Origin of the sequence: Posidoniimonas polymericola, assembly GCF_007859935.1 — a bacterium.
Classification (GTDB): Bacteria; Planctomycetota; Planctomycetia; order Pirellulales; family Lacipirellulaceae; genus Posidoniimonas; species Posidoniimonas polymericola.
Genome location: NZ_SJPO01000002.1, coordinates 288,208 through 313,369 on the forward strand (window position 1 = coordinate 288,208; position 25,162 = coordinate 313,369).

Annotated in this window: 25 protein-coding genes; 15 read left to right on the top strand and 10 right to left on the bottom strand. The window is 66.4% G+C overall.

What is annotated here, in order from left to right:
• Window positions 1-144 precede the first annotated feature (144 nt).
• On the top strand, window positions 145-915 hold the full coding sequence (locus tag Pla123a_RS05185; RefSeq protein ID WP_146584570.1) for a polysaccharide biosynthesis/export family protein: 771 nt from the start codon (window positions 145-147) through the stop codon (window positions 913-915).
• Window positions 916-986: 71 nt separating this feature from the next.
• Here the strand turns inward: Pla123a_RS05185 and Pla123a_RS05190 are convergent, their stop codons facing one another.
• The 3 genes from Pla123a_RS05190 to Pla123a_RS05200 all read right to left on the bottom strand — a co-directional run bounded on the left by Pla123a_RS05190 (window position 987) and on the right by Pla123a_RS05200 (window position 3,286).
• Window positions 987-1,895, bottom strand: a complete 909-nt coding sequence (locus tag Pla123a_RS05190) for a ThuA domain-containing protein (RefSeq protein WP_146584572.1) — start codon at window positions 1,893-1,895, stop codon at window positions 987-989.
• Window positions 1,896-1,975: 80 nt separating this feature from the next.
• Window positions 1,976-2,887, bottom strand: coding sequence for a hydroxypyruvate isomerase family protein (locus Pla123a_RS05195; RefSeq protein ID WP_146584574.1), 912 nt, complete (start codon window positions 2,885-2,887; stop codon window positions 1,976-1,978).
• A 126-nt stretch (window positions 2,888-3,013) separates the two neighbouring features.
• Window positions 3,014-3,286, bottom strand: coding sequence for a SelT/SelW/SelH family protein (locus Pla123a_RS05200; RefSeq protein WP_146584576.1), 273 nt, complete (start codon window positions 3,284-3,286; stop codon window positions 3,014-3,016).
• Between the two features lie 230 nt (window positions 3,287-3,516).
• On the opposite strand from Pla123a_RS05200, the gene Pla123a_RS05205 reads away from it, so the two are divergent.
• From Pla123a_RS05205 to Pla123a_RS05230, 6 genes are all read left to right on the top strand, one after another.
• Window positions 3,517-4,410, top strand: a complete 894-nt coding sequence (locus tag Pla123a_RS05205; RefSeq protein ID WP_231956332.1) for a M48 family metalloprotease — start codon at window positions 3,517-3,519, stop codon at window positions 4,408-4,410.
• A 73-nt stretch (window positions 4,411-4,483) separates the two neighbouring features.
• Window positions 4,484-5,407 carry an NAD(P)-dependent oxidoreductase gene (locus tag Pla123a_RS05210; RefSeq protein WP_146584578.1) on the top strand — a complete coding sequence of 308 codons (924 nt, stop codon included), beginning with the start codon at window positions 4,484-4,486 and terminating at the stop codon, window positions 5,405-5,407.
• A gap of 66 nt (window positions 5,408-5,473) precedes the next feature.
• Entirely contained in the window at window positions 5,474-6,523 is a 1,050-nt protein-coding gene (locus Pla123a_RS05215) for an endonuclease/exonuclease/phosphatase family protein (protein WP_146584580.1), read from the top strand.
• Window positions 6,524-6,665: 142 nt separating this feature from the next.
• Window positions 6,666-7,268 carry a T6SS immunity protein Tdi1 domain-containing protein gene (locus tag Pla123a_RS05220; protein WP_146584582.1) on the top strand — a complete coding sequence of 201 codons (603 nt, stop codon included), beginning with the start codon at window positions 6,666-6,668 and terminating at the stop codon, window positions 7,266-7,268.
• A gap of 149 nt (window positions 7,269-7,417) precedes the next feature.
• Window positions 7,418-8,602: an exo-beta-N-acetylmuramidase NamZ family protein gene (locus tag Pla123a_RS05225; RefSeq protein ID WP_146584584.1), complete on the top strand. Its 1,185-nt coding sequence runs from the start codon at window positions 7,418-7,420 to the stop codon at window positions 8,600-8,602.
• Between the two features lie 327 nt (window positions 8,603-8,929).
• Entirely contained in the window at window positions 8,930-10,528 is a 1,599-nt protein-coding gene (locus tag Pla123a_RS05230; RefSeq protein WP_146584586.1) for an aspartate:alanine exchanger family transporter, read from the top strand.
• A 208-nt stretch (window positions 10,529-10,736) separates the two neighbouring features.
• On the opposite strand, the gene Pla123a_RS05235 is transcribed toward Pla123a_RS05230, so the two are convergent.
• The 3 genes from Pla123a_RS05235 to ribB form a co-directional block, all read right to left on the bottom strand.
• Window positions 10,737-11,237, bottom strand: coding sequence for an ankyrin repeat domain-containing protein (locus Pla123a_RS05235; RefSeq protein WP_146584588.1), 501 nt, complete (start codon window positions 11,235-11,237; stop codon window positions 10,737-10,739).
• Window positions 11,238-11,304: 67 nt separating this feature from the next.
• Window positions 11,305-11,757 carry a hypothetical protein gene (locus Pla123a_RS05240; protein WP_146584590.1) on the bottom strand — a complete coding sequence of 151 codons (453 nt, stop codon included), beginning with the start codon at window positions 11,755-11,757 and terminating at the stop codon, window positions 11,305-11,307.
• Window positions 11,758-11,889: 132 nt separating this feature from the next.
• Window positions 11,890-13,101: a 3,4-dihydroxy-2-butanone-4-phosphate synthase gene (gene ribB, locus Pla123a_RS05245; RefSeq protein ID WP_231956333.1), complete on the bottom strand. Its 1,212-nt coding sequence runs from the start codon at window positions 13,099-13,101 to the stop codon at window positions 11,890-11,892.
• 268 nt (window positions 13,102-13,369) lie between these two features.
• Between ribB and Pla123a_RS05250 the strand changes: the two genes are divergently transcribed.
• Entirely contained in the window at window positions 13,370-14,281 is a 912-nt protein-coding gene (locus Pla123a_RS05250; protein ID WP_231956334.1) for a hypothetical protein, read from the top strand.
• Window positions 14,282-14,448: 167 nt separating this feature from the next.
• On the opposite strand, the gene Pla123a_RS05255 is transcribed toward Pla123a_RS05250, so the two are convergent.
• The gene (locus Pla123a_RS05255) at window positions 14,449-15,570 is read right to left on the bottom strand and encodes a DUF1559 family PulG-like putative transporter (RefSeq protein WP_146584592.1); all 1,122 of its coding nucleotides are present in this window, start codon (window positions 15,568-15,570) and stop codon (window positions 14,449-14,451) included.
• Window positions 15,571-15,962: 392 nt separating this feature from the next.
• On the opposite strand from Pla123a_RS05255, the gene fae reads away from it, so the two are divergent.
• From fae to Pla123a_RS05285, 6 genes are all read left to right on the top strand, one after another.
• Entirely contained in the window at window positions 15,963-16,457 is a 495-nt protein-coding gene (gene fae, locus Pla123a_RS05260; protein WP_146584595.1) for a formaldehyde-activating enzyme, read from the top strand.
• Between the two features lie 126 nt (window positions 16,458-16,583).
• Window positions 16,584-17,441 (top strand): NAD(P)-dependent methylenetetrahydromethanopterin dehydrogenase, encoded by an 858-nt coding sequence (locus tag Pla123a_RS05265; protein WP_146584597.1) that lies wholly within the window; start codon window positions 16,584-16,586, stop codon window positions 17,439-17,441.
• Between the two features lie 9 nt (window positions 17,442-17,450).
• Complete coding sequence (locus Pla123a_RS05270; protein WP_146584599.1) at window positions 17,451-18,392, top strand: hypothetical protein; 942 nt, start codon at window positions 17,451-17,453, stop codon at window positions 18,390-18,392.
• 248 nt (window positions 18,393-18,640) lie between these two features.
• On the top strand, window positions 18,641-19,141 hold the full coding sequence (locus tag Pla123a_RS05275) for a SixA phosphatase family protein (protein WP_146584601.1): 501 nt from the start codon (window positions 18,641-18,643) through the stop codon (window positions 19,139-19,141).
• Window positions 19,142-19,301: 160 nt separating this feature from the next.
• Window positions 19,302-20,141 carry an MBL fold metallo-hydrolase gene (locus tag Pla123a_RS05280; protein ID WP_146584603.1) on the top strand — a complete coding sequence of 280 codons (840 nt, stop codon included), beginning with the start codon at window positions 19,302-19,304 and terminating at the stop codon, window positions 20,139-20,141.
• Window positions 20,142-20,289: 148 nt separating this feature from the next.
• On the top strand, window positions 20,290-21,315 hold the full coding sequence (locus Pla123a_RS05285) for a glycosyltransferase (protein WP_146584605.1): 1,026 nt from the start codon (window positions 20,290-20,292) through the stop codon (window positions 21,313-21,315).
• A gap of 1 nt (window position 21,316) precedes the next feature.
• On the opposite strand, the gene Pla123a_RS05290 is transcribed toward Pla123a_RS05285, so the two are convergent.
• A complete protein-coding gene (locus Pla123a_RS05290) occupies window positions 21,317-22,414 on the bottom strand; it encodes a DUF1559 domain-containing protein (protein ID WP_146584607.1) in 1,098 nt (365 codons plus the stop codon).
• A 422-nt stretch (window positions 22,415-22,836) separates the two neighbouring features.
• On the bottom strand, window positions 22,837-23,091 hold the full coding sequence (locus tag Pla123a_RS05295; protein ID WP_146584610.1) for a hypothetical protein: 255 nt from the start codon (window positions 23,089-23,091) through the stop codon (window positions 22,837-22,839).
• A 325-nt stretch (window positions 23,092-23,416) separates the two neighbouring features.
• Here Pla123a_RS05295 and glgC point away from each other — a divergent pair, with 325 nt between their 5' ends.
• Window positions 23,417-24,652: a glucose-1-phosphate adenylyltransferase gene (gene glgC / locus Pla123a_RS05300; protein WP_146584612.1), complete on the top strand. Its 1,236-nt coding sequence runs from the start codon at window positions 23,417-23,419 to the stop codon at window positions 24,650-24,652.
• A 45-nt stretch (window positions 24,653-24,697) separates the two neighbouring features.
• On the opposite strand, the gene Pla123a_RS05305 is transcribed toward glgC, so the two are convergent.
• Window positions 24,698-25,129, bottom strand: coding sequence for a hypothetical protein (locus tag Pla123a_RS05305; RefSeq protein WP_146584614.1), 432 nt, complete (start codon window positions 25,127-25,129; stop codon window positions 24,698-24,700).
• Window positions 25,130-25,162 lie beyond the last annotated feature (33 nt).

Below are 25,162 nucleotides of genomic sequence, written 5' to 3' on the forward strand. Positions count from 1 at the left end.
AAAGTGGCTCGGTAGTTCAGTCCCACGGCTGGCGCCGTGGGCTGCTCATCTGCTTGCAGCCGGTGATTGCGGTAGCTCGCTGCCCCTGGATTGGCGTAGACTCGGCGACGAACGCTTCCCTTAGCTTGCCAAACGGAGGTCCTGATGCCGCTCAACCCCTCGCCCAGCTTGCGCCGGCTGCTTACCCCCCGCTTCAGCCTCAAGAGCATGCTGGTGCTCGTGCTGGGGATCGCGATTGGCTACTCGCTGAACGTGTACACGCTGCAGGTCCTGCTGGGCTACCCGAGCGAGGGACTCCTGGTCTCGCTGCCAGAGTACGTCGTCGAGCCGCCGGATGTCGTCACGCTCGACGTGGTTGCCGACGCGCCAGACGAACTGACCAAGCTCCAGGGCGAGCATCTGGTGGGGCCAGACGGCAGGATCGTTCTCGGCGAGTTTGGCTCGGTCTATGTTACTGGTCTGACGCTGGAAGAGGCGCAGGCAGCGATCGAGAAGCAGCTCGGCTTGCCTCGGGATGGGGCAAAAACGATCGCCCTCGATGTGTTCGCCTACAACAGCAAGCGGTTCTTTGTGATTTCCAAGAATCCGGTCGCTGGCGACAGCATCACGCAGCTGCCAATCACCGGCAACGACACCGTGCTCGACGCACTGGCGCAGATGGGCGGGTCCCAGACGGCCGATGCAAAAATCTATATCTCGCGGCCGAGCGCCAAGGGGAACGGCGCCGCGGCGGTGCTGCCAGTCAATTACGAGGAGGTCCTGCGGGGCGTCACCCGTACCAACTACCAGCTGCTGCCGGGCGACCGGCTGTTCGTCGAGCCGCCTACCAAGCCAATGCCGGCGCCGCGTGGATTAGTGACGCCAGTCCAACCGCCGGCGGCGATGGCGGTTGAGCAGGCAGAACGCACCTCGTAGCTCGGTCCCACCGCTGGCGCCGTGGGCTGTGATGGGCCGTGGGCTGCCAGAGCGGCAAGATCGCCTGCGGCTCAGCCGCCGACCGCTGCTGCTTCCACCGCGGCCTTGGCCTTCTCGTCTTCGGCGGCAGAGACTTCGGGGTTCGGCGTGGCGTCGGCTTCTTCGCGGCCGAGCAGCCAGCGGATGCCGCCCAAGAGCGACTGCTGGTACTTCTCGTTGCTCCAGACGTCCTCGCGGTGGCCCATGCTCATGTGCATCGCGCGGCCGTCACCGTACTCTTTGACCCACAGCACCGGCACGTGGTACGGCTTCTTGAGGTCGGTCTTCGCCATGTTCAGGCTCATCAGCACGCGGACCTTCTCGGGCTGCCAGTGCTTGAACTGGTAGATCTCGTCGGTGATGGTGAACTCGTCGCCCCACGGCTTGGCGGCCGGGTGCTCGGTGTCGTGCACACTGATCGTGACGGTCGCGTTCGAGGTCCACGGGTGGCCGTCGAACGAGCCGCCGATCATGTCCCAGTACGGCTCGTAGTCCTCGAAGGTGTCGGCCGCGGCGTGCACGCCGAGGAAGCCGTGCCCCTTCTGCTTCAGCCAGTCATTGAGGAACCAGTCGAGGGTCTCCTTGTCGATCGGCAGGATCCGCGACTGGTCGTACATCGTGCCGGTGGTGAAGAACGCGACGATGTCGTAGTTCTCGATCAGCTCCGGCTTAAACTCCTTTTCGACGTCCTGCGTGCAGTCGACACGGAACTCGCCGCTCTCGACGCCCAGCTGCTTCAGCACCCGCTCCGAGTGCGACAGCTCGTGCGGCTTGCGGGTGACGGACGAGTGCTGGAAGCCCCCGCTCTGCGTGACGAACAACACCCGCGCGGGGCGGTCGCTGTCGGCCGGGTCGTCGTCGGCCGCGTGGGCAGTCGATCCCGTTAGGCAGGTGAGCAGGGTTGCCAGTAGAAGGAGCAGCCGAGGGAGAAGGGTCGCCATGATTCGTCCTGTTCGGGATAGTCAACGCGGCAAGAGCCGCCCATTATGCCACAGCGGGCCCGGCGATTTCCACAATCAGCCTAAAAATCATCCGCCCGCACGTAGGCGTCGATCAGCGCCTGGTCGCCCTCAGCGCCGCCGATGCTCTTGCCGTGCTCCATGCCCATCACGCCCTCGAAGCCCTTCTCGTACAGGTGCTTGAAGACGTTGTTGTAGTTGATCTCGCCGGTTCCAGGCTCCTTGCGGCCCGGGTTGTCGCCGCACTGGAAGTAGCCGATCTCGCTCCACGCGCGGTCGATGTTGGGGATCAGGTTCCCCTCCTGGATCTGCTGGTGGTAGATGTCAAATAGGATCTTGCACGACGGGCTGCCGACCGCGCGGCAGATGTTGAACGCCTGAGGCGTCTCGCGGAGGAACAGGCCCGGGTGGTTGGCCCACCAGTTCAGCGGCTCGAGCACCATCACCATCCCGTGCGGCTCGAGGATCTCTGAGCAACGCTTCAGAAGCTCGATGCAATTGGCGGTCTGGTAGCCCTCTTCGAGGTGGTTGTCGAACGCGCCGGGCACAACGGTCATCCACTTGGCGTTCACCCGCTTGGCGACCTCCACGCTCTCGGTGATCTCCTTGAGCACCTCCTCCTTCATGCCGGCGTCGTCGCTGGTGAACGACTTCTTGCCGAACGAGCCGATGCCGTACGCCACGAACACGCCCATCGTCATGCCGAGCCGATCCATCGCCTTCGCGAGCTTCTCCTGCTGCTCGACCGGGCGGCCCTTCATGCCGTTGTCTTCCCAGGCGGTGAACCCCTGGTCGGCGGCGAACTCGAGCTGCGCGACCTCGTCGCGGCCCGCCAGGTTGTCGAGCATGCCGAAGTGCGGCGCGTACTTCAGGTGGAACTGGCGTTGGGCGGACGCGGCCCGGGCGGTGGGAGCCCCAGCGGAAACAGCGAGGCCCGCGGCGGCGGCGGAAGCCAGGAAGTCACGGCGTTGCATCGTAGGCGGCCTGATGGGTTACAGGGGGTCCAGCGGTTTGACTGCCGACTATTCTAACAAGCGATGGAGCGCCGTGCCTCCGGCACGCGGCAGAGCCGCGGCGCTAAGTGAGAACCGGGGATTCGATCACTTATCCGAGTGCCCCAATGATTTCCCTGGCGCGATAGCGTCGCGGACCCGCTGCTTGAGGACCTTGATCTCCGGAAACCCGCCATCATGCTCGCGGGACCAGACCCGCTGGCCCTCCACGGCGATCTCGAACACGCCCCCCTCGCCCGGTTTCAAGGTCACACCGCCCAGCTCCTGCTCGAAGGTCGATAGCAGCTCCTGGGCCATCCACGCCGCACGCAGCATCCACCGGCAGCCGGTGCAGTAGGTGATCTGAATGGTGGGTTTCATGGTCGGTTTCACGGTCGGTCTCATCGTGGGGGCGATCGGATGCGTGGCTCGCCAGGGAGGTTCCCAGCCCCCGCGGGGGACGCCCGAATTATTGACGCTAACCAGGGTGCGGTGGCGCCCCAATTGCTATACTGCTGGCAAATAATCCTCACCCGTTCGCGGCGCCGCACACCCGGTCGGGCTCACTCGTTCCAGGATCGACTTTTACCATGGCCAGATTGCGTATTCCGATGCCAACCCGTGGGCGGAGTTCCGGCAGCTACGGCCGCAGCAGCGGGCGGGGGATGTTCGGCGGCGGCCTGAAGATGCGGCTGCTGATCGCCGCCGGCCTGGCGATCTTCGCGCTGATCTCCTACTACGGCAGCCCCGGCGACAAGAACCAGATCACCGGCGAAACCGAACGCGTCGCGATGGCCGACGAGGAGCAGGAGATGGCCCTCGGCGCCCAGGCCGCTCCGGAGATGATCCAACAGCACGGCGGGGCGAGCCGGGGCGCGGGCGCCGAGCGGGTCCGGCAGATGGGCATCCGGCTGTTGGGGGGACTCGAGGACTACATCGCCAAGATCGAGCAAGAAAAAGGGATCGATCTCGAGAACCCGTACAACTTCAACTTCACCCTGCTGGCCGACCCGCAAACAGTCAACGCGTTTGCGCTGCCTGGCGGCCAAGTGTTCATCACCGAGGCGCTCTACCGCCGCCTCGAAACCGAGGGCGAGCTGGCCGGCGTTTTGGGCCACGAGATCGGCCACGTGATTGAGCGGCACGGCAACAAGCGGATGGCCCAGCAGCAGCTGTTCGCCGGGCTGGCCGCGGCCGGCGGCGTCGCCGGCGGCGACGTCAACAGCCAGCGGATGTCGCAGGCGATCGCCCAAATGGTGAGCATGCAGTACGGCCGCGACGACGAGCTCGAGAGCGACCGCTGGGGCGTCCGACTGTGCGCGGAAGCGGGCTACGACCCCCGCGCGATGATCGGCCTGATGAAGGTCCTCGAAGAAGCAAGCGGCGGCGGCGGCCCCCCCGAAATGCTCAGCACGCACCCCAAGCCAGCCAACCGGGTGAAGTACATTCAAGAGGTCATCCAGATGGAATTCCCCAATGGGATTCCCGAGGGGCTGCGGCCTTAGCAGGTGACCGCGTTGGCCAATGGCCGCCAAACCGTCGCTTGGACCCGCGCCGCAAATCTGTCACGATGGCGGCATGAAGATCTCCCCTGAATCGACCAAGATTGGCTGGATCGGAACCGGCGTGATGGGCCGCAGCATGGCGGGCCACCTGCAGGCCGCCGGCTACCAGTTGACCGTCTACAACCGCACCAATGAGAAGGCCCAGACGCTGCTCGACGGCGGGGCCGCGTGGGCCGACACGCCGCAGACGGTCGCCGCGGCTTCCGACGTAGTGTTCTCGATCGTCGGCTACCCGGCCGACGTGCGGAGCGTGATCCTCGGCCCCGACGGCGCGCTCGCCGGCGCCAACAGCGGCGCCGTGCTGGTCGACATGACCACCAGCGAGCCCTCGCTCGCGGTGGAGATTGCCGAGCAGGCCGCCGCCAAGAATGTGGTGAGCATCGACGCGCCGGTCTCTGGCGGCGATGTCGGCGCGAAGAACGCCGCACTCTCGATCATGATCGGCGGCGACGAGCAGACGGTCGCCGACCTGGGTCCGTTGTGGGAGCTGATGGGCAAGACCATCGTCCACCAGGGCGGCCCCGGAGCCGGCCAGCACACCAAGTGCGTCAACCAGACCCTGGTCGCCGGCCAGATGGTGAGCGTCTGCGAGTCGCTGCTCTACGCCGCCCAAGCGGGCCTCGACCCGGCCACGGTGCTCGAGTCGGTCGGCTCCGGCGCGGCGGGCAGCTGGTCGCTGACCAACCTCGGGCCGCGGATCATCGCCGGCAACTTCGAGCCCGGCTTCTACATCGAGCACTTCCTCAAGGACATGCGGATCGTGCTCGAGGAGGCCCGCCGCATGAACCTCAGCCTGCCCGGCCTGGCCCTTTGCGACCAACTCTACCGAGCCGCCGCCGCCCAGGGCCACGCCCGCGACGGCACCCACGCGCTAATGCTGGCGTTGGCGAAGCTGAATGCGGTGGAGTGGGAGACCGGCACGCCTCCCGGCCGCTAGCTAGAATGGGGGTCTGGCGACGGGCGCGCGGTCCCGGCCGGCTGCTCGCAGTTCCTAAGGGTTCTCATGAAACGAACTTTGAGATACGCGGCGTTCCTTCTGACGCTCGGCGTCGATATGTTCCTGTCGAGTCCGCGAGTCTTCGCGTCGACGTTCGTCGACCGATTCTTGGAAACCGATCTCCGTGTCGCTACCTACAACGTGTTCTTTGACGCCAATTTCTCACCCAACGCTCGCACGGACCCGGAGACCCCCGAACGGTTTGCGCGGGTAGTCAACGCGTTGGACGCTGACGTGCTCAACCTGCAAGAGATCTACAACCACTCGGCGCAGGATGTCTTTGAGCTGATGTCGGCTGTCGCCCCGCTGCCCGATGGCCAGCAGTGGCACACCCACCAGTACAGCGACAACGTTATTGTCAGCCGCTACCCATTCAAGTCCGTGAGCGGCCGAAACGGCTGGGCCGAAGCGCTCATCGATCTCCCTGATCAGCACTACGACGTCGACTTGTTCATCATGAACGATCATTACGCGTGCTGCAACAACGAGTATAGCCGGCAGCTATCAGCGGACCGCATGATCGCCCATTTGCAGGACCTCCGCACACCGGGCGGTCGCGTCGACCTCCCCACCCAGACGCCGATTTTGATCCTTGGCGACTTGAACATCGTTCGCTCGGGACGACCCTTAGAGACCCTGCTTAACGGCGGCGTGGTGTATGAGGGCCAAGACTCCCCGCCCGATTGGGATGGCACTTCTCTTGCTAACGCATTGCCGCTGCACAATGGGGTGGGTCCGGAGAACTACACTTGGCGGGACGACAGCGACGTCTTCGACCCAGGGGTGCTCGACTTCGTGCTCTACACCGACAGCGTGCTCACCACCGCCAACAAGTTCGTCCTCAATTCGACGACCATGTCTGCCACAGACCTCGCCGCCACGGGGCTGCAACCGAACGACGTCTTCGTCCGAGTCGACCGCGGCTTCTATGATCACCTGCCGGTGGTAGTCGACTTCCGCTCCACCGCAGTGCCCGAACCAAATGCGGTGCTCCTGCTGGTGGTCGGTCTGGCATTTCGATTCAACCTAGAACGCAGCAATCGAAGCCGCAATTGAGCTCATGCCCAGGGCCACGCCCGCGACGGCACCCACGCGCTGATGCTGGCGTTGGCGAAGGTGAATGAGGTGGAGTGGGCGACTGGCAAGGCGTAGCAATATCTATCATCACGAATAAGTCCAGGCCTATCAGAGCAAACGGATGTTCGATCAGTTCAATTCGAGTTTTCAGCTGACCAACCTCGAATCCCGCGAATCGAACCAGAGTATTCTGACCGCCGTCGAACCGTACGCTCCAGGATTCTCGCAGCTGATTGGGGACTACGGAGGCGGGACGTTCGAGAGCGGCCTTTACCGCTTGCACGGCAGCGGCGATCTGATGGCGTGGACAGAGAGCATTACAGCGGTGTTCCCGCGGTTCGCGAACCGCCTAGTCTGCTTTGCATTCGATTGGCTGGGACGCCACTTCGCTCTTGATCGAAAGCGGGTCGTGGATGGGCGGATGCAGGTGCTGCTGCTCGAACCAGGCGCCGGGGAAGCGATGCAGGTACCGGCAGACCTCCAAGCGTTTCACAACGTCGAACTCGTCGAATATCGCAACGACGCGCTGGCATCGGACTTCTTCTCTCGTTGGATCGATTCCGGCGGTGCGCCACCGGCGTACAACCAGTACGTCGGTTACAAGGTTCCCCTGTTTCTCGGTGGCAGTGACGACGAACAAAACCTTGAGCTTTCCGACATGGACGTGTACTGGACGATTTGTGGGCAGTTGCTTAATAGCTCACGTGGAGAGTCCGCTTCCTAGCCGCAGTACAGATCGGAAAGGGTCTCAAGAATTGGGTGCCGGGGGCGCTCCGCGATAGCGGAAGCCCCCGACGCGTCGCGACCGTGTTCCGTCGGCGTTCGGGGGCTTCCCTGACGGGAGCGCCCCCGGCACCCTGCACTAGCTCATGCATGACTTCTTCCTCCATCGCCTACGGCGTCGACCAACTCACCCGCGGGGCCGCCACGCTCCCGCCGGGCCGCTACGGCATGCTCACCAACGACGCCGCTCGGACCGTGGACGGGGCGACGCTGAGCCGCGTGGCGGTCGTGCAGGCGGGCGTCGAACTGCGGCGGCTGTTCTCGCCGGAGCACGGCATTGCCGCCGACGCGGCCGATGGGGCGAGGGTCGCCGATGGGGTCGACGCGGCGACTGGGTTGGAGATCGTGAGCCTGTACGGCGAGCGGCTCCGGCCATTGCCCGCGGCGCTCGCCGACCTTGATGGGGTGCTGGTCGACCTGCCGGACATTGGTGCCCGGTTCTACACCTACATCTGGAGCCTGTCGCACCTGCTCGAGGTGGGCGGCGAACTCGGGCTGCCGATCACGGTGCTCGATCGGCCGAACCCCATCGGCGGCGACCTGACGGCGGCCGAGGGGCCGCTGCTCGACGTCGACGCCTGCAGTGGGTTCTTGGGGCGGTACCCGATGCCGGTCAGGCACTCGCTCACGATTGGCGAGCTCGCCCGGCTCTGGAACGCCGAAGAGCAGCTCGGCGTCGAGCTGACTGTCGTGCCGACCGCCGGCTGGGACCGCGGCGACCATCAGCCGGCGACCGGCGCGCCGTTCGTGCCGACCTCGCCAGCGATCGCCTGCTACGAGAGCGCGCTCTTGTACCCGGGCGTCTGCCTGTTCGAGGCGACCAACCTCAGTGTCGGCCGGCGCACGCCGCAAGCCTTCCAGCAGGTCGGCGCGCCGTGGCTCGACGCCGACGCCGCATGCGAGGCGTTCAACAAGGCCGCCCTGCCGGGAATCGCTAGCGAAGCCGTCGCGTTCACTCCAACCCTCGAGCCGCACGCGGGCGAGCGCTGCCAAGGCGTGCGACTCATCGTCACCGACCCCGCGGAAGTTCGGCCGGTGGCTGCCGGCTTGGCGCTGCTCGCCATTGTGATGCGGCAGTCGCCCGGAGCGTTCGCCTGGCGCCCCTACCCGACCGCGGCCAACCCTTCCGGCGAGCGGCACTTCGACCTCTTGGTGGGCCGGCGGGGCGTCGGCGAGTTGCTCGCCGACAGCCACCGCGACCTGCCGCGGCTCGTCGCCGAGCTGACTGCGGCGCCCGGCTGGCGAGAGCGGGCCGAGCCGCACCTGCTGTATTAGTCCCCGAACGGCTAAGGGAGCTTGAAATGGGGACTGGCTCGCAACCGCAAGGCAGACAGTCGTCGCGTGGCGAGCTCGAATGCGGTTGAGTGCCGGTCCCCATTTCTAGCGGCGCTCTAGGAATGGACCGTCGCAAAAGCGGGACAGGTACGAGGCCGTGGCGGACCCTTGCAGGTTCAAGCCAGCAGCGGGCCTTGAGCCAGTCCCCCTTTTTCGACTCACCGGCTGGTAGTACTACGCATCCAGCAGGAGGCGCTGGGGGGCGGACCCAAATCGAGGTATATTGCTGGTCCCGCCTCGCGTTCCTCACCTCGCGACCCCGCCCCAATGGATCAGCTAGTTACCCAGTTCAACGAGCAGCCGGTGCTCGCCCTCTCGGCCCTAATCGCGGCCGGCATGCTGCTGGGGCGGATCAAGTGGTGGGGGATCTCGCTGGGGGCATCCGGCGTGCTGTTCGCCGCGATGCTGATGGGGCACTGGGGCGTGGTGCTGCCGAAGGCGTTCACGGCGCTCGGCGTGGTGCTGTTCACCTACTCGGTCGGCCTGCAAGCCGGGCCGCACTTTGTCCGCACGGTCAAACGCTACGGCCTGTCGTACCTCGTGCTGGCTGTGTTCACGCTCGGTGTGGCCTGGATTGCCGCGTTCGGCTGCGCCAAGCTGCTCGGCATCAACGCGATGCTCACCACCGGCATCTACACCGGCGCGCTGACTTCGACGCCGGGCCTGGCGGCCTCGCTCCAAACGCTCAAGGACCCGACCATCTCGGTCGGCTACGGCGTCGCGTACCCGCTGGGCGTCATCGGCGTGGTGCTGTTCGTGCAGGTCGCCCCCCGTGTCCTGAAGATCGACTGGCAGAAGGAAATCGAGCGTTCCAACCAGGGCAACGGCCAGCCCAGCATCGAGGCCGTGTGGCTGCGGATCACCAACCCGCAGATCGAGGGGAAGACCATCGGCGAGGTCGAGGCGGCGGCGGTCTCCGACGCGGTGATCTCGCGGGTGATCGACACCTACGTGGCGATGACCCCGCAGGCCTCGACCCGCCTGTGCGTCGACCAGCACGTGCGGATCGTCGGCACAGAGGCCGAGATCGACAAGCTCGAGCTGCTGCTCGGCCCCCGCGAGCCGGGCTTCAAGGAGCCGAAGTCGGTGATCTCGTCCGCCACGCTGATCGTCACTGAGGAGGCGATCTGCGGCAAGAGCCTCGAGAGCCTGCACCTCCGCGAGCGGCACGGCGTGACGATCTCGCGGATCTGGCGGGACGAGTTCGAGTTCGTGCCGCAGGGCCGCACCACGCTGCAGTTCGGCGACGAGGTGCGCGTCGTCGGTGACGTGGCCGACCTCGCCCGGATCGAGCCGATCATCGGCCACCAGGCGCAGCGGCTCAACGAGACCCCATTCCTGCCGTTTGCCCTCGGCCTGCTGGCCGGCGTGGTGGTGGGCGACATCCCGATCACTCTCTCGCCGGCCGTGTCGTTCAAGCTCGGCATGGCGGGCGGGCCGCTCACCGCCGGCCTGATCGCGGGGCACTTCGGCCGGATCGCGAAGATCAACTTCCGCATGCCGGTCGCCGCCCGGCGGTTCGTCAACGACCTCGGCCTGATCCTGTTCCTCGGCGGCGCCGGGTGCGACGCCGGCGCCAGCTTCTGGGAGGTGATCCAGAGCCAGGGGGCGAGCCTGCTGTTGGCCTCGGCGATTGTCACCATCGCCCCGCTGGCCGGCGCCTGGGGCCTGGCCCGCTACGCCTTCCGCTGGGACGCGCTCAACAGCCTCGGCGCCGTGTGCGGCGCGATGACCAGCACGCCCGGCCTGGGCGCCGTGACCCGCGTGGCCGACTCGTCGGCCCCGTCGACTGCCTACGTGGCGGTGTACCCGGTGGCGCTCTTGGCAGTGACGCTGCTGGCGCCGCTGTTGGGCAAGCTGCTGTAGAAAGCGCCCATTCCGATCCGCGGCCAATCGGAGGAACGCTAGGCCCGGCATTCGTGCCGGGTCCCATGGCTTAAGCCAACGATCAAGCCCCGTTAACGGGGCTTTTCGCCTTTATTCGCCACCGCTGACCCGGCATGAATGCCGGGCCTAAGGCACGCTAGCCAACCGCAAGCATCGCGGCTTTTGCGCGTCGTAGGCCTCGCCCCTACTAACGCCGAACCTGGTGCTTCTCCAACACCGTGGCGAGCTCTGTCTCCGCGCCAACCGGCCAGGCGTCGAACACCGATTCCCCAAAGACGCTTTCGTAGTTGGGGTCAGCGCCATGGGTGAGCAGGAGGTCCACCAAGGCGGCGTTGCCCGACTGGACCGCTGTTGCCAGTGGGGCGCCAAGAGCTCCGCACGCGGCGGATACGTCGGCGCCGGCGTCGAGCAAGGCCTCGGCGATCTCCGGGTAGTTGAGCACACAAGCGTAGTGCAGCGGCGTCGTGCCGCAGTCATCGTCGCGGAAGTTGGCATCGAAGCCGTGCTTCAAGCAAAATTCAATGCCGGCCAGAAAACGCTCGATCACTAGGAAGTTCAGCACACACTCGTCGCCGAGCCAGGTCGCGGTGCGCAGGCCCGGGTACTTGGCGAGCAACCGTTCGGCGGCGGCGTGGTCGTTAACCGTGGCGTCGATGAACTGGCCGACAATCTCTCGCGGTAGGGTCATGCGTCGATGGCGGCTTTTGGAGCTCTGCTTCCCACACCAATAGGAAAGGCGTCGGGCGCAGCCTGACCTACGCGTTTGCCGCCCACGCGCGGAACTCGGGCTCACGCAGGGTCACGCCCTCGTGGACCAGCTGGAACACGACCGGCTGATCGGGCCAGCCCATGGTCTGGAGCACGGTGTCGAGCGTTTTCGCGGGGCACTCGCCGTGCAGCTCGACCCGGTGCATGCGGCCCTGGTGCTCGTGCATGTGGCCGTTAAGCCGCCAGAAGACCGGGTCGCCGTCGGCAACCGGCTCGTGGCCGGTGATCAGGAAGTAGCCGTCGGGCTCGGTGTCGGAACGCGGCAGCTCGCGGATCGCCTGCTGCATCTGCTCGAACGGCGTCGGCATGGCCGCCACAAACTGGGGCGGGCCGCCGGTCTGGCTCAGGAGCGTCGGCAGCGACTGGCCACGGAGCTCGACCACCGGGCCATCAATGGCGGCGGGCGGCTCGGCGAACACGTTGGCGTGGAGTTTGAGCAAGGCGGCGGTGGTCGTCAAATTACAAAGCGAGTGGCGGGGAGAGCCGCAGCACAAAAGGGGAAAGGCGAATGCCGAAAGGAAATCCTTGCGAACGGGGCATTCCCCTTTCGCCTTAACCCTTCCCCTTTCGAATCACTTGCCCGGCAGCTGGTGGCCCATCTTGTCGCGTTTGGTGCTGAGGTACTTCTCGTTGTGCTTGTTCATTGGGCCGACGATCGGCACCTGGTCGACGACCTCGAGGTCGTAGCCGCCGTAGACAAACGCGTCGGTCTTCTTGGGGTTGTTGGTCAGCAGGCGGATCTTCCGCAGGCCCAGGTCCTTGAGCAGCTGGATGCCGACGCCGTAGTCGCGGGGGTCGACCTTGAAGCCGAGCGCGACGTTGGCCTCAACCGTGTCCATGCCGTCGTCCTGCAGGGCGTAGGCCTTGATCTTGGCGGGCAGGCCGATCCCCCGGCCTTCCTGCGGCAGGTACACCAGCGCGCCGACGCCCTCGCGGCTGATCATGTCGAGCGCCATGTGCAGCTGGTCGCCGCAGTCGCAGCGGAGCGACTCCAGCAGGTCGCCCGTGAAGCACGACGAGTGCAGCCGCACGAGCGGCGCGTCGGCCGACGCGAGGTCGCCCATCGTGAACACGACCGGCTCCATGGTCTCGTGCTCGACGCGGTAGCAGATGATGCGGCCCTCGCCGTACTTGGTCGGCAGCTTGGCTTCCGCCTCGCGGTGCACCAGCTTCTCGCGGACGCGGCGGTAGGCGATGAGCTGCTCGATCGAGATGATCGGCAGGCCGTGCTGCTCGCTGAAAGCGGTCAGCTGGTCGCGGTCGGCGCGGTCGCCGGTGTCGTTGAGGATCTCGCACAGCACGCCCGCCGGGGTCAGCCCGGCCATGCGGGCGAGGTCGACGGCGGCCTCGGTGTGGCCGGCGCGGCGGAGGACGCCCCCCTCCTTGGCGACCAGCGGGAACAGGTGCCCCGGCCGGACGAAGTCGGTGGGGACGCTGTTCGGGTTGCACAGCTCCTGGATGGTGGTCGCCCGCTCGCCGGCGGTGATGCCGGTGCGGGCGGTGCGGTGGTCGACCGGCACGGTGTAGTTGGTCCGCAGCGGCGCGTTGTTGTTCTCGACCATTGGGTGCAGGCCGAGCCGCTCGCTCACCTCCGGCAGCAGCGGCGCGCACAGCTGGCCGCGGCCGTGGGTGATCATGAAGTTGACGGTCTCGGGGGTGACCTTCTCTGCGGCGCAGACAAAATCACCCTCGTTCTCGCGGTCCTCGGCGTCCACTACCACCACGACGCGGCCTTGGCGGATCGCCTCGACGGCGTCCTCGATACTCGAAAAACGGCTGGGCACGGCGGCCGGTAACCTCCTGGACACGGGGGAGCAACGGGGGGAATCAACGGCGGGCGCGTGTGCGAATGAGCTATCCGACCCCGCCGATCGGGGTATTATACAAGCGAAGGCAACCCCGCAGCGAGGGCGGGGCCGGGCCCTATGGCCAAAGGCGAAAGAGGAATGCCCAAAGACGAGGGCGCCTTTCAGGGCAATCCCCGTTCGCCTTTCCCATTTCCCCTTTGGAATAAGGGGCATTCCCGCAAGTTTCACCCCGGAGCGTCCCCCGTTGACCGCAACGCCCCCGCCGCCGTCCGACAACCCGATCGCCCCGCTGGGGCGCGAGGAGTACGTCGAGCAGGCGCACTTTTTCGGCTCGCTGGCGGCCCGGCTGCGGGAGAACATCCCGGCTCAGGAGGTGCTCAAGTCGGTCCGCGAGGAGGTGCTCGCCACCACCCGGCTGCCGATGGCGATCGACTTCATGCTCAGCGAGCTGCGGCACGCCGGGGCCTTCGGCACGGCGATGAGCAAGCTGCCGCACTACTTCACGCCGTTCCAGGCGTTCATCATCAACCAGGCCGAGGACGAGCGGGGCCGCTTCGACCTGCGGGTCGGGCTCGAGGTGCTGCGGCGGGACGCCGAGTACCGCGCCGGCGATTCCACGGGCGACGCGGCGGGCCACCCGCCGATGGTGCAGGGGCTGTTCTTGTTCCAGTTCGAGGTGCTGTGCCGCAACCGGCTGCCGTACGACCGCGGGCTCGGCGCGATGGCCGAGGACGCGTCGTTCAGCGCGGATTGGCGGGAGTGGATCCTCCGCGTCCGCCGGCAGGTCGGCATGGTCGACATCGCCGACCTGATCTACGTCAACAGCGAGCACTACGCCACCCGCCAGGCCCGCGCTTCGCGGGGCGAGGAGCCGCCCGCCCAGCCGACGACCGCCACGCCGCTGTTCGGCGACCGCGAGGGCCGCATCGCGCTGGCCAACCGCAAGAAGGACCCGGTCTACCTGTTCAACTCGCTGCACCGCCAGCTCGGCTACCCAGAGGCCCCGCGTCACTCGGTGGTGGCGCAGGACGAGAACCCGCTGCCGCAGATCGCGCGGCGGCTCGAGCAGCTCGAGAAGCGGATGTCGCTGATGGAAGAAGAGCAACGCGGCGGCATCGACCTCAGCAAGCTCTACCAGCCCCCGCCGGGCAGGTAGCCCCACCAAACAATCTCAAGCGTCGCCCCTAGCCGCAAGCCCTTAACGTCGCCCGCCAGGGCGTCCTCCCAGGGCAGGCTCTTTTTGCCAACTACCCGCCGCGCACAAAAGAAGCCCGCCGGCAATCGCCGGCGGACTCGTGGGTTACTGGTGCTGATCAGCCGTGATCAATAGTCGCTGTCCGACGGCTGCGGCAGCTTGCGGTCGGCGATATTGCTTGCCTGGTTGACATAGCTCGACCGCTTGTAGTTAGAGGTCATCAACTGGGCGTAGATCTGGGGGTCGATGTTCTCGGTCAGGAAGATGATGTGACCGTCGCAGAACGCCGCGTTGACGCCGCTCGGGTGGGCCGAATTGGGGTAGCCGTAGTAAGGGGTAAAGGCGGTCTCGCTCCCGGGCGCACCGCTCTGAGACGAGACCATCACGCTCGGAGGGAGCAGGTCCGCCGCGCCGTTGATGCGGGTGGTCTTGGTCTCGTCGATATCGGCGGTGTCGGTGTCGTCCGAGATCCGGTTGTGCCAAGTGAAGCCGAAATGGTGCTTGCCGTCCGCGACGTCTGCATTGCTGGCGTCGGGGTAGGTGCCGTAAGGGGCGTACGACCAGAACAGGGCGTGGATGTTCTCGCTCAGCATGAGCGTCTTGGAGGTGCCGTCGTTCGCGCTAACGTAGTCCATGGAGCACTGCGAGGCGGGCTGTGCTTCGCGACTATCGCTCTGCCCTTCGACGTTCAGGTTCTTGCTGAGGTCGAAGAACACGCCGTTGGCCACGTTCTCGGTCGGGATGCCCGACGACCGTGTGGTGTCGACAAACGACTGGCCGGCGTTGGCCACATACGACAGCGACGGCGCCAGCGGGTCCTCCGGCGGGTCGCTGGGACAGATCAGCCCCTCGATCGAGGCGAAGTTCTGGGCCCCGAGTTGGACGGGCGTCGTGTTGGGCCAGTTTTTCGACCACTGGTCGTAAAGGGCGGTCTGCTCAATGTACGGGAAGGTCATCACGACCCAGCTTGCGCGGCGGGCCTTCTCGTACTGCCCGTTGCCGTCCTTCTGGCTGGTGACGTCCTCGATCGAGTTGATGTAGCCCGGCAGCTTGCGAAGCGAGGTGTCGTACTGCTGCAGGGCGAGCTGCAGCTGCTTCATATTGTTCAGGCAGGTGTTGCGGCGGGCCGACTCACGCGCCGACTGCACCGCCGGCAGCAAGAGCGCCACCAGCGTGCCGATAATGGCGATCACCACCAGCAGCTCGACCAGGGTAAAGCCCTTGCGGCGGGCTTGGTTCGCTAGACTCATCTTCGTTGCCTCGTTCCTGAAGAGGGACGCCTGCCAGGGTGCGCCTCTGCCGTAATGGGAGGGCGGCTACCCCGGCCGTATCTGTTCCCGGATTGCCCCACGCCGGCGGCTCGGCCGGCGCTCACTTAGGACCGCGGATTGCGCAGCCCTGCGTACCCTCATGGTGACAGAAAACCGCTGTCCTGTCCACCAATCGTAGGGGCCAGACGCTTGAAACGCGGGCAACCTCTGATATGCTCGCCCGACGGGCGGGCTTCTATTCCCGCACAGGGCGGATAACCCCGCTGGCCCGCCCGGAAGTTAGGAAATACCCCGGGGCAGGAGGTTGTAACCTCGGTCCTGCCGGCACTCTTGCCCCCCGCGGCTACTTTTTCGACGGAGTGAGATTCAGCATGTCTATGTACATCGGCGAGGCCCTGGCCGGCGACGGCAACGAGATTGCCCACATCGACCTGATGGTCGGCAGCAAGGACGGCCCGGTCGGCACGGCGTTCGCCAACGCCCTGGCCAACCAGAGCGAGGGCCACACCAACCTGCTAGCAGTCGTCACGCCCAACCTGGCGGTCAAGCCGGCTACCGTGATGATTACGAAGGTGACCATCAAAGGGATGAAGCAGGCCGTGCAGATGTTCGGCCCGGCCCAGGCCGCGGTCGCCAAGGCGGTGGCCGAGAGCGTCGCCGAGGGCGTGATCCCCAAGGACCAGTGCGAGGACCTGGTGATTGTCTGCGGCGTCTTCATCCACCCCGAGGCCGCCGAAGACAAGAAGATCTTCGACTACAACCTCGAGGCCACCAAGGCGGCCATCGCCAGCGCCATGGCCGGCAAGCCGACCGCCGACGAGATGATTGCCGGCAAAGACCAGGCGCACCCCTTCCAAGGGTTCTAGCCGTCCTCCCGGTCTACGCGTCTGCCAATGGCAGCTGTCGTCTGTGACTTCAAAAGGGGAAAGGGGAATGCCGAAAGGCGCGTTTCCCCTTTCCCCTTTCGCACTTCCCCTTTCCCCTTTGCTCCGATGCCCGCCAAGATCCTGTTGTGCCTGGATAGCGATCCGCAGCCTAGCGTGTTCGACGCGGTCGTCGCGGTCGACTCGGGCGTCGACCACCTGCTGCGGCACGGCGGGGTCACGCCGGCCGATGTCGAAGGCCTGGTGCACGGCGCGATGTTCACCCGTGCGCCCGATCAGCTCCAGAACACCGCGCTGTTCATCGGCGGGTCGGACGTGGCGGCGGGCGAAGAGCTGCTGGCCGCGGCGGCCGAATGCTTCTTTGGCCCGATGCGGGTGTCGGTGCTGCTCGACTCCAACGGCTGCAACACCACCGCGGCGGCCGCGGTGCTGGCCGCCAGCCGCCACGCCGAACTCGGCGACAAGCCCACCGCGACCGTGCTCGGCAGCGGGCCGGTGGGGCAGCGGATCGCCCTGCTGTTGGCCGGCGAGGGCGTGCGGGTGCAGGTCGCCTCACGCAAGCAGGCCCGCGCCCGTGAGGTGTGCGAGCGGCTCGCCGACCATGTCGACGGCAGCCTGCTCGAGGCGGTGGGGCGGGACCAGAAACCGGTCGCCGCAATCCTCTCCGGCGGCGACCTCTTGTTCTCTGCCGGACCAGCCGGCGTCGAGATGGTCACGGCCGACGAGCTGGCCGCGGCGTCGCCGCGGGTGGCGATCGACCTGAACGCCGCGCCGCCACTCGGCATCGGCGGCATCGAAGTGACCGACAAGGCAGTCGATCGCAGCGGCTGCGTCAGCTACGGCGCGATCGGCGTCGGCGGGACCAAGATGAAGATCCACCGGGCCGCGATCGCACGGCTGTTCGAAACGAACGACGCCGTCCTCGACGCCGCCGAGGTGTACGAACTCGGCAAGGCGATCGGGTAGGCCTAACAAATGACTTGGCTCATCGGCGTTGACGAGGCGGGCTACGGGCCCAACCTGGGGCCCCTGGCGGTCGCCGCCACGGCGTGGCGTGTGCCCGACGGCGTGGCCGACCTCTACGAGCTGCTTGCCGAGGTGGTCTGCCAGAAGCCCAACCAGACGCGGATCGCCATCGCCGACTCGAAGCTGCTCTACAAGCCGGGCGGCGGTTTGGGGACGCTCGAACGCGCGCTCTTCGCGGCGCTCAACCCAACGCCTACCAGCTACGCGGTCTTGCTGGCTCAGCTCGCCGCCGACCCGGCGGGGCGACGCGCACCACTCCCCTGGCACGACGGCTTCGACCCCGCCCTCCCCTGCCACCTGAACCCAGCGGATCAGGCTGCCGCCGAGGTCCAGTGGTCGGCCGGCTGCGGCGCGGCCGGGGTCCCGTCGCCAAACGTGCGGGCGCGGCTAGTGTTCCCCGAGGAGTTCAACGAGCTGACCGAAGAGCACGGCACCAAGGGCGCCGCGTTGTCGCACGTGACGATCGGCATGCTGGCCGGGCTGCTGGCGGACCTCGCGCCGGAGGGGCCGGTCGAGTGCGTGCTCGACAAGCACGGCGGCCGCAACCGCTACGCGGCGCTCTTGCAGCACCACTTCCCCGACCACTTGATCGAGACCCACCACGAGTCCCGCCCCGAGAGCCGCTACGCCTGCTCCACGGACGCGGGGCGATGGACGTTCGCGTTCCGTTCCAAGGGCGAGAGCTTCCTGCCCGCGGCTCTGGCGTCGATGACCGCGAAGTACCTGCGCGAGCTCTCGATGCAGGCGCTCAACGACTACTGGGCGCGGCACGTCGAAGACCTCAAGCCGACCGCCGGCTACCCGGTCGACGCCAAACGCTACCGCGCCGATATCGAGCACGCGCGCGTCAAGCAGCAGGTGAGCGAGCGGGTGCTGTGGCGGAACCGTTGAGTGACTGCACGCATTAATGTTGCAGAGTCGAACTTACTGAACCGGAGTGCGAGCAAGTATCCCTCTCCCCTCGATGGGGAGGGGTGATGTCCCAGTGGGATGAGTGTCAACCGGACGGTCCTTTGCGGGAAAACCAACTACGGGGCCTCCCCCCTCCCTAGCCCTCCCCACGAGGGGGAGGGGATTCGAGGTCGGCTTCGCCGCCATTTTTTGAATTGTCCCATATAAGAGCTAACAACATCGCAACCATGTTCATCTACCTAGCCCGCCACGCGTGGGCCGGCGACTTTGGTGACCCGCAGTGGCCCGACGACTCGCTCCGTGAGCTCACGCCCGAGGGCGCCGAACGGTACGCCCAGATGGTCGAGACCCTGGCCGGCCGCGGCTTCGCGCCGCGGCGGATCGCGACCAGCCCGTACGCCCGCTGCCTGCAGACGGCCGAGATTATCTCGCGGTGCACCGAACACTCTCCACCGGTCGAAGTGCACGACGCGCTCGCGCCCGGCGGCGGCTACGCGGGGCTGCTCGAGTGGTCCGCCGCGTGCGGCGGCGAGGACGTCTGCTGGGTTGGCCACAATCCCGACATGGAGCTCGTCGCCAGCGCGTTGGTTGGCGGCCGCGGCGCCGGGGTGCGGTTTGCCAAGGGCGCCATCGCCGCCATCAGGTTCGACACGCCACCGGGCGGGGGCGAACCTTCCACCGCTGGGCGGCTCTATTGGCATGTCACCGCGAAATCGCTCGGGTTGTAGGCCGCGTTCCGCGGACGCACCCGGCGATCGTGCAGCCCCCCTTCCCCGGCGCTCTCCACGAGCGGGAATGATGTCGGCCCTGCCGGGAGCTGGCGGGCCCGACTACAATGACGCGTTTCCCGCCAAGCTCCGACACCCCTGAGACCCGCCCCGCCTGCTGATGGTTAATAACGTCCCTGTCAAAACGCTGAAGCACGGCGCCCTCACCATCGAGGGCTACTCGCGGGCGGCGGTGCAGACCTACTGGCGGATCCCCGAGATGAGCCTCGGGTTTGACATCGGCGCGCAGCCGTGGTCGTTCATGGGGACCGAGAACTGGTTCATCTCGCACGGCCACCTCGACCACATCGCTGCGCTGCCGGTGTACGTCGCACGCCGGCGGATGATGAAGATGGAGCCGCCGCGGATCTACCTGCCGGCCGGCCTGATCGGCCCGGTCCGCGAGATCCTCAAGGCGTTCACCAAGATGGACCGCGGGCGTATGCCGGTCGAGCTGATCCCGACCGGGCCGGACGAGGAGATCGAGCTCTCGCGCGAGCTTGTAGTCACCACCACCGCCACCACGCACACGGTGCCGTCGATCGGGTTCGTGGTGTGGGACCGCCGCAAGAAGTTGAAGCCAGAGTACGCCGAGCTCGAGGGCCACGAGATCCGCGACCTGCGTCAGGCAGGCGCCGAGGTGACCCGCGAGGTCCGCACGCCGATGGTCGCCTACCTGGGCGACAGCTCGCCGCCGGGCCTCGACAACTGCCCGGCGATGTACGAGGCCAAGGTGCTGATCTGCGAGCTGACGTTCGTCGCGCCCGACCACCGCAAGGACAAGATCCACAAGTTCGGCCACATGCACCTGGACGACTTTGTCGACCGGCGTGAGCGGTTCAAGAACGAGTTGGTGATCGCCAGCCACCTGAGCACCCGCTACCACCCGCGGCAGGTCGAGAGCATGGTCAAGAAGCGGATCCCGGACATGCTCGACGACCGTCTGCACTTGTGGTTGTAAACACCGTTCAGCGAACGGCTTTGTTAAACAACCGACTCGTAGCCCCCGGCTCCGCCGGGGGATCGAACTGCCAATCAAAACTGCCCTGACGCGATCCGCCGGCAGAGCCGGGGGCTACGAACAGCCAGCGGGGCCAGAGATCAATCGCATGCCGGCCCGCGTCCTGCACCTGCTGCCCACACTCCACGCCACCGACGCCGCGCGGCGGGTGGCGGTGCTGTGCGAGCGGCTGCCGCGGGAGGAGTACGAGCAGCACGTCGCCGCGCTCAACGCGACCGGCGCCGCGGGCCCGCGGCTCGGTGAGCTGGCGGCCGGCGTCCACGGGCTCGACCGGCGGTTCCGCCGCGACCCGTTCGTGTGGCGGCGGCTGCGGCGACTGGTGCGGTCGCTCGCCATCGATATCGTGCACGCGTGGGGCGACGACGCCGCGCAGTTCGCGGCCCTGTCGGGACGCCGTGCGGTGCGGGCAGAAGCCACGCCCGACGCCGAGTCTGGTTGGCCTGCCAACCGACTGGCTCGGTTTACCCCTCCGATGCCTGAGCCGGACTGGGACCCGCAACCCGTGGCGGAAGCCCTTGGACCACCGCCACCGTTGCCAGCCGAGATTGCTGAGCAGTTGCCGGTCGGCGCCAAGCTGATCGGCGTCGCCGCGCCGCTCGTTCCGGCGAGCGGCCTCAAGGACCTGATCTGGGCCCTCGACCTGGTGCGGGTGATGGACCCCAATGTCTGGCTGCTGGTCCTTGGCGACGGGCCGCAGCGGGAGTCGCTGGCCGAGTTCTCCCGCCTGGCGTGCGAAGAGAACCGCACGCTACTGTTGGGCGACCGCGACGACTTGGCGGACCTGCTGCCGCACCTGCACTTGTGGTGGGAGGGGGGCCGGCCCGCAGTAGCGCCGGTGGCGGTGTTCCAGGCCATGGCCGCCAGCCTGCCGCTTGTCGCAAATCGGTGCGAAGCGCTCGAGCCGCTGATCCCGGTCACGGCAAGCGGTCGGCTCGTCACACCTGGCGACCGGGCCGAGTGGGCGAAGGCGACGCTCCGCATCCTCGAGGACGGAAGCCATCGCCAAGCGATGGGATACGCCGCCAAGCATCGCGGCGCCGGTCTGGCTTGGCCGTCGCAATTCGTTGACGCCTGTCGGCAGGCCTACAGGCCGGCTTATCTGCGTGGCCGATAGGTCAGCCGCCGCGGCCGCCGCCGATCCTTTTTCGCCACTCTGGGGGCCCGGCGCGGGTTCCGGCTTGAACCCAGACATCGGGGTCAACACCGTCGGCGATCGTCTGCACGCTGCCGTCGCAGTACGCAACGTTAACGACGCCCGAGTGGTTGCTGCTCAGCGGCGAGACCAAGTCCCACCAGTTGCCCTGGGTCCAGCACGTGCTGTTAGGGGGGAGCAGGTGGTTGTACCAGGTCCGCCACATAGTTCCCTCGTGCCACGGGTTGCCCCGCCACCGCCAAGGTCCATTCAGCCTTGCGGTCTGCCAGTTCTGGGACAAGAGCAGGTCTTGGGCGTCTTTAGGGGTGGTGCTGGCGTTGTCGGGGACGGTGGGAGCGATGAAGCAGTCCCGCTTAGGGTCGTTCGCCCCACCGGTGTTACCGAGGCTGTTGAGCATTTCACCGTAGGCGGCGGTCTTGCTGAGGCCGTCGGTAATCTTGCGGAGCTGAAGCGGCGGCAGCGCGGGGTACTCCCCGGTGGAGCTCACCATCTCATCAGCGCCAAACACGCCGTCCCATTTCTTACCGAACCTGACCCAGCTTCCCGAGTTGGCATGGTAGTTGGTCCACCCAGTCGTCTGATCTCGTTGATCGAGGCCAAGCGTTTCACGGCCGAAGGGGTCGCTTGGGCAGCGGATAAAGGCAGGCTCGTTCTGAGCAACGGCAAAGTTATGGGTCGACCACGGGTCGCCTTCGGTAGTGTCGTCTTCAATGATGAACGTTTGGGCCAGCCCCCCTTCCTCGACGTAAGGCAGCACCTGTGCCATCGGAGACCAGTATCCGTTTTTCTTCGTGGCAACGTACGTGCCGTAGGAGCCGGCGGGAAACTCGCCGTTGGCCGACTCGTAGTTCAGCGTCCCCAGCATCAACTGCTTCAGGTTGTTGGTGCAGGTCATCCGGCGGGCAGCTTCGCGGGCCGACTGCACCGCGGGCAGCAAGAGCGCGATGAGCACGCCGATGATCGCAATCACGACCAACAGCTCGACCAGCGTGAAGCCGGTGCGGGAGAAAGGACGCCGCGGCGTGCTGCGTCCGGCTAACGTCGAGAGGCCAGCGTGCATGACAGGAGACTCCGGTGAGGTGCGAGCCGCACGAGCCAAAGCATGGCTTTCGCGGCGCGCTTCGTTGGCGTACGCGGTATCGCTCTACTCTTTCCGCCCGGAGAGCGTAATTCTAGCGACGCAAACGCGCACTACCTACGCTAGGTTCGCGCAGGGGTGCACTGCGGAGTGCGGTTTCCTGCAGGTGGAGGTTCGGCAGACGCGGAATTGACGACTGTAGTGCCGTCTTAGCGTCGTGCCGGCGCGGGGAATTTTTTTGGCCGGTGGCGCGAGGTGCAGAGAAGAAGAGCATCCGCACCCCAACCAATCAGGGGGGCGGGTTGGGGCGCCGAGGCGTGTCGGCTGCCGCGGGCCTGACGCGGCGGGCGACCTGACACTTCGAACTGCGCCCCACTCAAACGGCCGGGCGTCGTGCGACGAGCCTACAGGTGCTCGCTGCCGCTGCCGACCGCCAATTGGAACGCCGAGGTGTCGATCACCGGCGGACGCCACGTCAGTTCGACCCCTTCAGGCGCCAGTTCGCCGACGTAGCGGCGACGCTGTTCATTAAGCGACCAGCGGGCGCGGATCGCCTGGCAGGCCTGAGCGATCTCACTCGAGGTAGGCAGGTAGTCGATGCGGCGGTCCTCGAGGTCCATCAGCGCGTCGTGGTCGTCAGCAATGGCACAAGCGGGCATTCCGTCGGTTCCTGGTCGCTGGTTGTTGCTCAGGGTCGGGAGTACGTGGTCGAGCGGTCGTCGCAAGACGAGGCCGGACGCCGATTGGCGGTTGGTGGGCAGCGGGTAAACCGGCGCCGGCCCCGGGGTGGGCGAATGCTCTTCACGGACGGAAGTATGCCAAGCGAATGTGACGAAACTGTGTAGAAGAGGCTTAAATACGTTGAAGGTTGCCGGCGCCCGGTCCGGTTGGGAGTGGTCCGGTATTTAGTCGTCCGGGTAACCCCGCTACAATACAAGACTTAGCAGCGGTCCCACGGAGTTCGGCAAAAGGGAGTTTGGCGCGATGAAGGATGTCTTGGCGGTCGTGTTGGCGGGCGGAAAAGGGTCGCGGTTGGAGCCGCTGACCCGCGACCGGGCGAAGCCCGCGGTGCCGTTTGGCGGCAGTTACCGGATTATTGATTTTGCGTTGTCCAACTGCCTGAACAGCGGCATCCGCAAGATCATGGTGCTCACGCAGTACAAGGCGATGAGCCTCGACCGCCACGTCACGCTCGGCTGGCGGGGCTTCCTGTGCCGAGAGCTGGGCGAGTACATCGACGTTGTGCCGCCGCAGCAGCGGATCGACGAGAAGTGGTACCAGGGCACCGCCGACGCCGTGTACCAGAATATCTACACGCTCGAGAAGGAACGCCCCGAGCACGTGCTGATTACCGCCGGCGACCACATCTACAAGATGGACTACGCCAAGATGGTGGCGGCGCACGTCGAGAAGAAGGCCGACCTGACGATCGCCGCGCTGAACGTCACGATCGAGGAGGCCCGCTCGTTCGGCGTGATGGAGGTCGACCCCGAGAACCGCGTCCGCGGCTTCGAGGAGAAGTCGCCCAGCCCGAAGACCGTGCCCGGCCAGCCCGACACGTGCCTGGCGTCGATGGGCGTGTACGTGTTCAACGCGCCGTTCCTGTTCGACGAGCTCTGCAAGGACGCCACGCTGCCGGAGAGCGCGCACGACTTCGGCAAGAACATTATCCCCTCGATCATCGACCAGCGGCGGGTGTTCGCGTACCCGTTCCTGGACGAGAACCGCAAGTCGCACGCCTACTGGCGGGACGTCGGCACGATCGACGCCTACTTCGAGGCCAACATGGAGCTGACCTCGGTCGACCCGCCGCTGAACCTGTACGACCGGCACTGGCCGATCCGCACCTACCAGCCGCACCTGCCGCCGGCCAAGTTCGTGTTCGACAGCGAGGAGGGGGAGAAGCCCCGCCGCGGCGAGGCCCTCGACAGCATCGTCTGCCCCGGCGCGATCCTGTCGGGCGGCATGGTCAACCGCTGCGTGGTCGGCCCCGGCGCGCGGGTCAACAGCTACGCGACGGTCGAGGACTCGATCCTGTTCGCCGGCGTCAACATCGGCCGCAACTGCAAGATCCGCCGCACCATCATCGACAAAGAGGTGTGCGTGCCCGCGGGCCTCGAGATCGGCTACGACCTGGAAGCCGACCGCCGCCGCGGCTTCACCGTAACCGAGTCCGGCGTGGTGGTGATCGCCAAGGCGGACGGGATCCCGGTGGGGTAGCGGGCAAGTGCGGAGCGCATTTTGGCAGCTGCCGGTAGAAGGGGCTCAACGATTCAAGCGCGGAGTGGTTGGCGATCGCTTTCCAGCCACCACGCGGACGATCCGGAAGCAAGCGTAGAACGGCAGAGCCAGCAGGAGCAGCACGAGCCCTAGCGGGTGCGAAACTAGCCCTGAGAGGATGGCCTGCTTGGTTTCGGCTGCTTGCCGCTGTTTCCAGATCGCTACGATTTCGTCGACGATGGTCTCGACTGAGGCCTCGTCTGCGACCGTTATCGCGTAGTCGTGATCGTTGAAGAATGCCTGGAGGTCTTGCGGTGCGTTCGCGGCCTTCAACGCCTGGTGCTCTTGGTACGTCAAACGCGTGTAGCGTTTGCCCCGGGCGGAGAGCTCTTCCAGGACTGCGTTGCCGTTGAGCATGGTAGGAGACTTGGGGTCGGGCTCGCTGCTGGGCGATTTGTACGGGTTCAAGGAGCTCACGGGCGCCGGCTAGCGTTGGGCGGTGGGCTGGTT

Bases quoted from the DNA above. Each gene is read 5' to 3' on its own strand.
- Pla123a_RS05185 (WP_146584570.1), top strand. From the start codon at position 145: ATGCCGCTCAACCCCTCGCCCAGCTTGCGCCGGCTGCTTACCCCCCGC.
- Pla123a_RS05190 (WP_146584572.1), bottom strand. From the start codon at position 1,895: ATGGCGACCCTTCTCCCTCGGCTGCTCCTTCTACTGGCAACCCTGCTC.
- Pla123a_RS05195 (WP_146584574.1), bottom strand. From the start codon at position 2,887: ATGCAACGCCGTGACTTCCTGGCTTCCGCCGCCGCCGCGGGCCTCGCT.
- Pla123a_RS05200 (WP_146584576.1), bottom strand. From the start codon at position 3,286: ATGAAACCCACCATTCAGATCACCTACTGCACCGGCTGCCGGTGGATG.
- Pla123a_RS05205 (WP_231956332.1), top strand. From the start codon at position 3,517: ATGCCAACCCGTGGGCGGAGTTCCGGCAGCTACGGCCGCAGCAGCGGG.
- Pla123a_RS05210 (WP_146584578.1), top strand. From the start codon at position 4,484: ATGAAGATCTCCCCTGAATCGACCAAGATTGGCTGGATCGGAACCGGC.
- Pla123a_RS05215 (WP_146584580.1), top strand. From the start codon at position 5,474: ATGAAACGAACTTTGAGATACGCGGCGTTCCTTCTGACGCTCGGCGTC.
- Pla123a_RS05220 (WP_146584582.1), top strand. From the start codon at position 6,666: ATGTTCGATCAGTTCAATTCGAGTTTTCAGCTGACCAACCTCGAATCC.
- Pla123a_RS05225 (WP_146584584.1), top strand. From the start codon at position 7,418: ATGACTTCTTCCTCCATCGCCTACGGCGTCGACCAACTCACCCGCGGG.
- Pla123a_RS05230 (WP_146584586.1), top strand. From the start codon at position 8,930: ATGGATCAGCTAGTTACCCAGTTCAACGAGCAGCCGGTGCTCGCCCTC.
- Pla123a_RS05235 (WP_146584588.1), bottom strand. From the start codon at position 11,237: ATGACCCTACCGCGAGAGATTGTCGGCCAGTTCATCGACGCCACGGTT.
- Pla123a_RS05255 (WP_146584592.1), bottom strand. From the start codon at position 15,570: ATGAGTCTAGCGAACCAAGCCCGCCGCAAGGGCTTTACCCTGGTCGAG.
- fae (WP_146584595.1), top strand. From the start codon at position 15,963: ATGTCTATGTACATCGGCGAGGCCCTGGCCGGCGACGGCAACGAGATT.
- Pla123a_RS05265 (WP_146584597.1), top strand. From the start codon at position 16,584: ATGCCCGCCAAGATCCTGTTGTGCCTGGATAGCGATCCGCAGCCTAGC.
- Pla123a_RS05270 (WP_146584599.1), top strand. From the start codon at position 17,451: ATGACTTGGCTCATCGGCGTTGACGAGGCGGGCTACGGGCCCAACCTG.
- Pla123a_RS05275 (WP_146584601.1), top strand. From the start codon at position 18,641: ATGTTCATCTACCTAGCCCGCCACGCGTGGGCCGGCGACTTTGGTGAC.
- Pla123a_RS05280 (WP_146584603.1), top strand. From the start codon at position 19,302: ATGGTTAATAACGTCCCTGTCAAAACGCTGAAGCACGGCGCCCTCACC.
- Pla123a_RS05285 (WP_146584605.1), top strand. From the start codon at position 20,290: ATGCCGGCCCGCGTCCTGCACCTGCTGCCCACACTCCACGCCACCGAC.
- Pla123a_RS05290 (WP_146584607.1), bottom strand. From the start codon at position 22,414: ATGCACGCTGGCCTCTCGACGTTAGCCGGACGCAGCACGCCGCGGCGT.
- Pla123a_RS05295 (WP_146584610.1), bottom strand. From the start codon at position 23,091: ATGCCCGCTTGTGCCATTGCTGACGACCACGACGCGCTGATGGACCTC.
- glgC (WP_146584612.1), top strand. From the start codon at position 23,417: ATGAAGGATGTCTTGGCGGTCGTGTTGGCGGGCGGAAAAGGGTCGCGG.